8 protein-coding genes are annotated in these 6,474 nt (G+C 71.8%); 5 read left to right on the top strand and 3 right to left on the bottom strand.

Annotated features, from left to right (window positions below; all coding sequences use genetic code 11):
* Positions 1 to 32: 32 nt before the first annotated feature.
* Together ACWGDE_RS14490 and ACWGDE_RS14485 are read right to left on the bottom strand one after the other, a co-directional pair.
* Positions 33 to 2,216, bottom strand: coding sequence for a DUF4132 domain-containing protein (locus ACWGDE_RS14490; RefSeq protein ID WP_453389312.1), 2,184 nt, complete (start codon positions 2,214 to 2,216; stop codon positions 33 to 35).
* A gap of 1 nt (position 2,217) precedes the next feature.
* Positions 2,218 to 2,565 (bottom strand): hypothetical protein, encoded by a 348-nt coding sequence (locus ACWGDE_RS14485; RefSeq protein ID WP_453389311.1) that lies wholly within the window; start codon positions 2,563 to 2,565, stop codon positions 2,218 to 2,220.
* A gap of 71 nt (positions 2,566 to 2,636) precedes the next feature.
* On the opposite strand from ACWGDE_RS14485, the gene ACWGDE_RS14480 reads away from it, so the two are divergent.
* The 5 genes from ACWGDE_RS14480 (at position 2,637) to ACWGDE_RS14460 (ending at position 5,732) form a co-directional block, all read left to right on the top strand.
* Positions 2,637 to 3,236, top strand: a complete 600-nt coding sequence (locus tag ACWGDE_RS14480; protein ID WP_453389310.1) for a hypothetical protein — start codon at positions 2,637 to 2,639, stop codon at positions 3,234 to 3,236.
* A gap of 56 nt (positions 3,237 to 3,292) precedes the next feature.
* Positions 3,293 to 4,066, top strand: coding sequence for an alpha/beta fold hydrolase (locus ACWGDE_RS14475; protein ID WP_453389309.1), 774 nt, complete (start codon positions 3,293 to 3,295; stop codon positions 4,064 to 4,066).
* A 93-nt stretch (positions 4,067 to 4,159) separates the two neighbouring features.
* The gene (locus ACWGDE_RS14470) at positions 4,160 to 4,564 is read left to right on the top strand and encodes a hypothetical protein (protein WP_453389308.1); all 405 of its coding nucleotides are present in this window, start codon (positions 4,160 to 4,162) and stop codon (positions 4,562 to 4,564) included.
* Positions 4,540 to 4,986, top strand: coding sequence for a thiol-disulfide oxidoreductase DCC family protein (locus ACWGDE_RS14465; RefSeq protein ID WP_453389307.1), 447 nt, complete (start codon positions 4,540 to 4,542; stop codon positions 4,984 to 4,986). The genes ACWGDE_RS14470 and ACWGDE_RS14465 overlap by 25 nt, the downstream gene beginning before the upstream one ends.
* A gap of 11 nt (positions 4,987 to 4,997) precedes the next feature.
* Complete coding sequence (locus tag ACWGDE_RS14460) at positions 4,998 to 5,732, top strand: TetR family transcriptional regulator (protein ID WP_453389306.1); 735 nt, start codon at positions 4,998 to 5,000, stop codon at positions 5,730 to 5,732.
* Positions 5,733 to 5,760: 28 nt separating this feature from the next.
* Here ACWGDE_RS14460 and ACWGDE_RS14455 read toward each other — a convergent pair whose 3' ends face one another.
* Complete coding sequence (locus ACWGDE_RS14455; protein WP_453389316.1) at positions 5,761 to 6,444, bottom strand: hypothetical protein; 684 nt, start codon at positions 6,442 to 6,444, stop codon at positions 5,761 to 5,763.
* Positions 6,445 to 6,474 lie beyond the last annotated feature (30 nt).

Below are 6,474 nucleotides of genomic sequence, written 5' to 3'. Positions count from 1 at the left end.
GTGTTCGCACCGGGCGCGGGGCCTTCGGCGTGTCAGCCCCTGCGGATCTGGCTGGTGATCGTCGGGTCCGTGATCGCGGTGTCGTCGGCCAGCAGCATCGCCTTGCTCAGGATCACGGCCAGGGTCCGGTCCCCCTCGAAGGGCAGATAGCCGGTCTCGGGGCCGCCGGAGGCACTGGGCACGATGCACAGGTACTGGTCGTTGGGCTCCATCAGGATGTTGCCGGAGCCGAGGTGGATCCTGTAAGTGCGCAGCTCGCCCTCGACGCGCAGGAACCGGCCCTCGACCGTGCAGCGGCCGGCGATCGCCAGCCTCGGCACCAGCCGCTCCAGCAGCGTCCGCCGCGTCTCGGCGCTCTGGCCGAGCTCGCCGAACCCGTACGAGGTCCAGTACTCCCGGAAGCGCCCCTGGGGGCCGCCGTCGGACCAGGTGGGGTCGTTGCCCACGCTGGCGACCCCGACGAACAGGTCCACGTCGCGCAGGACCTCGCTGAGCACCAGCTCGGGTATCTCGGTCAGCGGGAGCGGATCGACCGGGTCCCGGCCGTCGGGCAGGTACATGGAGTACCCGCCGCCCCCGCCGCAGTGCGCCCAGTTCTGCGGGGCGTCGATCGGGTAGAAGCGCACCTGGTCGGTGGTGAGCCGCAGGTAGCTGCCGGATTCGGTGATGTCGGCGTGGTGGTCGTCGCTGTCCCCCTCGATCCAGTACTCGGCGCGCAGCCCCCACTGCGGGAGCTCGCGCACGGCCGGCGGCGCGCTGTCGTCCACGGCGAGGCGCAGCTTGTTGCGCCAGCCCCGTACGGCGGCCAGCGAGTGGAACTGGTGCTGGCGCAGGAAGTGGCCGGCGAAGCGGTTGGAGTAGGTGCCGGTGTTCCGCTCCGCCTCGGTGAGCGGGTAGACCTCGCGGTGGGCCTGCTTGAACGGCTGGGTGATGCCGAGGGCTTCGAGGCGCTCGCGCACGGCGGCGACCTCGGCGGGCTGCCGGCCGATCGGGTGCCAGAGCAGCACCTCGGCGTCGGCGGTGACGCACAGGGGATCGCCCGCGACGCTGCGGATGTCGGTGCCGTCGTACACCGCGGGGGTGCCGGCGACCGTCCAGACGAGGCGGCGGGCGAGGGTGCCGCTCAGCGGATGGTCCAGGTACCGCTCGCGCCAGGTCCGGTAGGCCCAGGTGCGGCGGGCGAGGAACTGGCGGTCGAGGCGCTCCGCCTGGGCGGAGAGCATCCTGTCGATGTCCTTCACGGCCGCCTTGAGCTCCTTGAGCTCCTCGGCGTGGTCCTGGCGGACGGCGGCGGGCACGCTCTTGACCGCCCTGCCGGCGGCGTTGCGCCAGGACAGCACGGCCTTCGGCCCGCGGACCTCCAGTACGGCGAGGGCCTCCCCGAAGGGGAACTCGGCGCGCCCGACCTCCGTGAGCCCGTACGCGGAAACGGCGAGCTCCTCGATCTCCTCCCGGCCCAGCCCGAGCGCCTCGGCGCGGGCCTCCAGGGCCGTGTCGATGACCTTCAGGGTGCCCTTGAAGGTCACCCGGGCCGCCAGCCGGGCCAGCTCGGCCAGCGCCGCCTCGCCCTCGGCCCGGGACAGGGCCACGACCCCGGCGTTGGCCACCTTGGGATTGCGCGGGCCGAGCCCGGGGACCTTGCGCAGGCAGGTCTCCACGAGCTTGCCGAGGGCTCGCGGTATCTCGGGGTGCGCGGGCAGCAGGGCGAGCGTCCAGGCCAGTCCGCGCAGGGCGTTGGCGTTGTAGGGGTCGAGCTGCTTGTCGTACCAGATGTCCGTCAGCTCGATGGTGCGCGGACGATCGACGAGCGCGAGCCAGCCGGTGGCGGCCTCGCGCAGGGCGTCGGGGCCGGCGGCGTTCTCCTCCACGAGCGCGCGGGCGGTCTTCTCCCACTTGGCGGTGGGCCGGGCGGCGGTGGCGGTCGCGGCGTGGGCGAGCAGCGCGTCCCAGCGGCCGTCGGCCAGGGCCTCGTCGGCCCACTGTTCGCCGACGTTGAGGACGGGACCGGTCAACTGGCTGACGGCCGCGTGCAGGTCGGAGGTGTTGTAGGAGATGAGGGCACTGCGCCGCAGCGCGGCCACGGCGGCGGGCGGGATGGCGCGCCCCGCGGCCAGTTCGCCGTGCACCCGCGTCGACCAACTGCCACCGCCGGTGTGATGGATTCGCCCCAGTTGCTCGAAGGCCTGCCGGGTCGCCCGGTCGAGGTCGGTCGCCATGTCAGCCACCCACCAGCGCGACGAGCTTGAGGAAGGTGACCTCGGTGCCGAGCGGGAGGTCGATCTCCTCGTCCAGGTCGGTGATCTGACGGTCCCCCACCAGGACCAGGAACCCGTTGCGCGCGAAGGCGGCGAACGCCGCCTCCGCCTGCGCCCGCGGGTCCACCCGGCCGCCCTCCGCGGCCGGCCGCACCAGGCGGCTGCGGGCCGCCTCGGACTCGGCCACTTCCTGGAATATCCGCCTGCGGATCAACTCGCGCAGCGCGAGCCGCTCTTCGGCGATCTCCATTCCCCAGCCGTCACAGCGGCCCCCGGCAGTCGTCTCGTCGACGAACATCACGCTTCCCATGCCCGGAGATTAGGACCCGGCACCGACAATCGGCCTACTGGCCTGCGGGGGCCTGTGAAATTATCGAGCCCATGAGCGAGCAGCAGCCCAATCCGTACGCGAGCGATCCCGGCCCGGGCGGCCACAAGGATTACAACGCCACTCCGGGACAGCCGAGTTACGGCTACCCGGCACAACCCGGCTACGGCTACCCGCCGCCGGGTCCGGCCCAGCCCGGCTACGGCTATCCGCAGCCCCCGGCCTACCAGCCGACCATCGGCGGTGCTGGCATCCCCGCCCAGTCCCCCGCCCCGATGCCCGCGACGGCGCCGGCCCCCATGGGGTACCCGGCGGCCGGCCTGTCCCTGGGCGACATCACCATCGCCGGGGACCAGATCATCACCCCGTCGGGCAACATGCCGCTCCGGGGCGCGGTCTGGAGCGCCACGGACCTCTCGCGGACGGAGGAGAAGATCCCGGCGCACGCGATCGTGCTGGCGGTCATCTTCTTCCTGTTCTGCCTGCTCGGCCTGTTCTTCCTCCTGATGAAGGAACGCCGCACGACGGGCTACATCCAGATCACGGTCAACAGCGCCGGCCGCCACCACTCCACGATGATCCCGGCCGTCGACCAGGGCACGTACATGTGGGTCATGACCCAGATCAACCAGGCCCGCGCGCTCAGCATGTAGCGCGACCCGGCACGAATCCGGTGGCGCGCGGGGGTCCGGTCGCGGAGGATCTCCGGATGATCCTTTCTCATGATGTGGACGGGCCCGAGGGCGGGCCGGCCGTCGTACTGCTGCACTCCTCCGTGTGCGACCGGCGGATGTGGGAGCCGCAGTGGGGGCCGCTGGCCGCCGCCGGGTTCCGGGTGGTCCGGGCGGACTTCCGGACCTGCGGGCAGTCCCCCGCCTCCGAGGTCCCGTACAGCGACCACGGCGACGTACGGGAGCTCCTGGACCACCTCGGGATGCGGCGGGCCTCGATCGTCGGGGCCTCCTACGGCGGGCAGGTCGCGCTGACGCTCGCCGCGCTGCATCCGGACCGGGTGGGCGCGCTGGCGCTGCTGTGCCCCGTACGGCCCGGGCACGAGCCCGGCCCGGAGCAGCGGGCGTTCGGGGCGGCCGAGGACGCCCTGCTCGACGCCGGGGACCTGGTGGGCGCGGCCGAGCTCAACGCCCGGCAGTGGCTCGGCCCGGACGCCGACGCCGAGGCCCACCGCCTCGTACGGGACATGCAGCTGGGGAACTTCCGGTCCGAGCCGGCCGCCACCGGCGACCACGAACTCCCGGCGCCCGCGGTCGACCTGTCCGCCGTCACCGCCCCCGTCCTCGCCGTCGGCGGCGCGCACGACATCTCCGAGTTCCGCCGCATCGCGGCCGAGCTCCCCGCCCTCGTCCCCGGCGCCACCCACGTCGAACTCCCCTGGGCCGGTCACCTGCCCTCCCTGGAACGCCCGACGGAAACCACCCGCCTCCTCCTGGACTTCCTGCGCGCGCCGAGCTCCGGAGGTGTCTGAGAAGCAGGCCGCGCCATTCGCTTGAACCTGTTCAAAAAGAGGTCTACAGTCAGGGACGTCAGCAGTTGAACACGTTCAAGGGGGCTGAGGGCAATGGACCTCACCGTGGTCGCGTACGTCATCTACCTGGTCATCAGCATCGGACTCACCGTCTGGGTGGCCCGCACGCTCAGCCGCAACGGCCGCATCTTCATAGCCGACGTCCTGCAGGGGAACGAGAAGCTCGCGGACGCCGTCAACCAGCTCCTGGTCGTCGGGTTCTACCTCGTCAACATCGGCTTCGTGACCCTCTACCTCCGGTCGGCCGAGGAGATCGTCTCGGCCCGCGGCCTCTTCGAAGCGCTGTCGGTCAAGCTCGGCGTCGTACTCCTGGTCCTCGGCTTCATGCACCTGAGCAACGTCTGGGTGCTCAACAAGATGCGTCGGCGCGGCATCATGGAGCGCCAGCAGACCCCGCCGGTCGCCCCCCAGGGGTGGACCGCACCCGCCGGGGCCTGATCACCGTGGCCACCGCCGCGACCCGGCACCTGACGGTGCTCTACGACGCCAAGTGCCCGCTCTGCGTGCACATCAGGCACTGGCTGCTCGCCCAGCGCTGGCTGGTGCCCCTCCGGCTCCTGCCCGCGGCCTCCTTCGAGGCCCAGCGCCGCTACCCGCAGCTCGATCACGCCTCGACGCTGCGGGAGATCACCGTCATCGGGGACGCCGGTCAGGTGTGGACCGGGACGGACGCCTTCATCGTCTGCCTGTGGGCGCTGGCCGAGCACCGTCCGAAGGCGAACTGGCTGGCCACCCCGGCCGGCCGGCCCTTCGCCAAGGCCGCCATGTACACGGCCTCCAAATGGCGGGAGGCTGTGCGGGACGGCTCCGAAGGGCAGGAGGAACCGGCCTGTGACGACCACTGCCCCGCACCCCGATAGGCTCATGCACCGTGACTGATCAGAAGGCTCCCAAGAGCGAGCAGACCCGCACGCTCATTCTCGAGACCGCGCTCCGTCTCTTCCAGGAGCGCGGGTTCGACAAGACGACGATGCGCGGTATCGCCAAGGAGGCCGGGGTATCGGTCGGCAACGCCTACTACTACTTCCAGTCGAAGGAACACCTGGTCCAGGGGTTCTACGACCGGATCGGCGCCGCGCACCTGGCGGCGGTCCGGCCCATCCTGGACAGCGAGACCGATCTGCAGAAGCGGCTCGCGGGCGTGCTGACCAGCTGGCTGGACATCGCGGCGCCGTACCACGAGTTCGCGTCGCAGTTCTTCAAGAACGCCGCCGACCCGGAGAGCCCGCTGAGCCCGTTCTCCCCGGAGTCGGAGCCGGCCCGCAAGCAGGCCATCGACATGCACCGCGAGGTGCTGGCGGGCGCGAAGACCAAGGTCCCCGACGAACTGGCCGACGTACTGCCGGAGCTGATGTGGCTCTCGCAGATGGGCCTGGTCCTCTACTGGGTCTTCGACCGCTCCCCGAACAGCGAGAAGACGCGGCGCCTCGCCGACCGCGGCGCGCAGCTGACGACCCGGGGCATCATCCTGGCCCGGTTCCGCGTCCTGCGCCCGCTGGTCCGCGAGGTCCACGAACTCTTCGCGGACTTCCTCCCGGGCATGGCCCAGACGGCGGTCTCCAAGAAGCGCGCCTCGGACCCGGACCCGGGCCCCGAACCGTACTAGCCCCCGCACACCCGTCGGCCGGGGCCGGTCAGGCGCCGGCCCAGTCGAACCGGCCCTCGAGCCGGTCCGGGCTCAGGCAGGCGAATCCCGCGCCGCCGCCGAAGTTGAGGAAGAAGGGCCCACCGCCGGCGGCGTCTTCGAGTCGGAAGAAGAACCGCCAGGGCGCCTCCTGGAGGGCCCAGTCGGGGTAGGTGGGCCTGCCACCCATGTGGTTGTCGAAGAAGGCGTACCCGTTGTCGAGCTCGCGCTCCACATAGCGCTCATCGGGGTCGACCTGGCTGAGCTCGATGCGGAACTCGACCGGCTCCATCTCCTCGTCGGGTGTGAACCTCCAGAGCGAGCGCCCGGTCGTCCCGGGCGGCCCGATCACCGCGAAGTGGGGGATCCGGCCGCCGGGCTGGACCAGGAGGACGGCGTCTCCGGTGTCCCCGTCCATGCCGCCGGTCTCGTAGTCGTCGTACGCGAGGAACAGGTACGCCAGCCGGAGTTCCTCGCCGGGCTCCGCCGGGACCGGGAACTGGCCGACGAAGTCGAGCGGCTCCCCCGTACGGGGATGCAGCGGCCAGGACGGCTCGGCCAGCCAGACCGGCGCGCCGCCGAACTTAGCCACCGGCTCGGTGACCGGCGCGTCGGCCGGGCGGAGGGACATCTCCAGGCGGGGCAGGTAGGCGGCGTCGTCGGGACCCTCGACGTCGCCCACCGGGCACGGCATCAGCACGGCCTCACGCTAGCCGCCGCCTCT

It is taken from the genome of Streptomyces sp. NPDC054956, assembly GCF_053609185.1.
This window is presented reverse-complemented; position numbering and strand designations above follow the sequence as displayed.

Coding starts and splice junctions, on each gene's coding strand:
- ACWGDE_RS14490 (WP_453389312.1), bottom strand. CDS start 2,216: ATGGCGACCGACCTCGACCGGGCGACCCGGCAGGCCTTCGAGCAACTG.
- ACWGDE_RS14485 (WP_453389311.1), bottom strand. CDS start 2,565: ATGGGAAGCGTGATGTTCGTCGACGAGACGACTGCCGGGGGCCGCTGT.
- ACWGDE_RS14480 (WP_453389310.1), top strand. CDS start 2,637: ATGAGCGAGCAGCAGCCCAATCCGTACGCGAGCGATCCCGGCCCGGGC.
- ACWGDE_RS14475 (WP_453389309.1), top strand. CDS start 3,293: ATGATCCTTTCTCATGATGTGGACGGGCCCGAGGGCGGGCCGGCCGTC.
- ACWGDE_RS14470 (WP_453389308.1), top strand. CDS start 4,160: ATGGACCTCACCGTGGTCGCGTACGTCATCTACCTGGTCATCAGCATC.
- ACWGDE_RS14455 (WP_453389316.1), bottom strand. CDS start 6,444: ATGCCGTGCCCGGTGGGCGACGTCGAGGGTCCCGACGACGCCGCCTAC.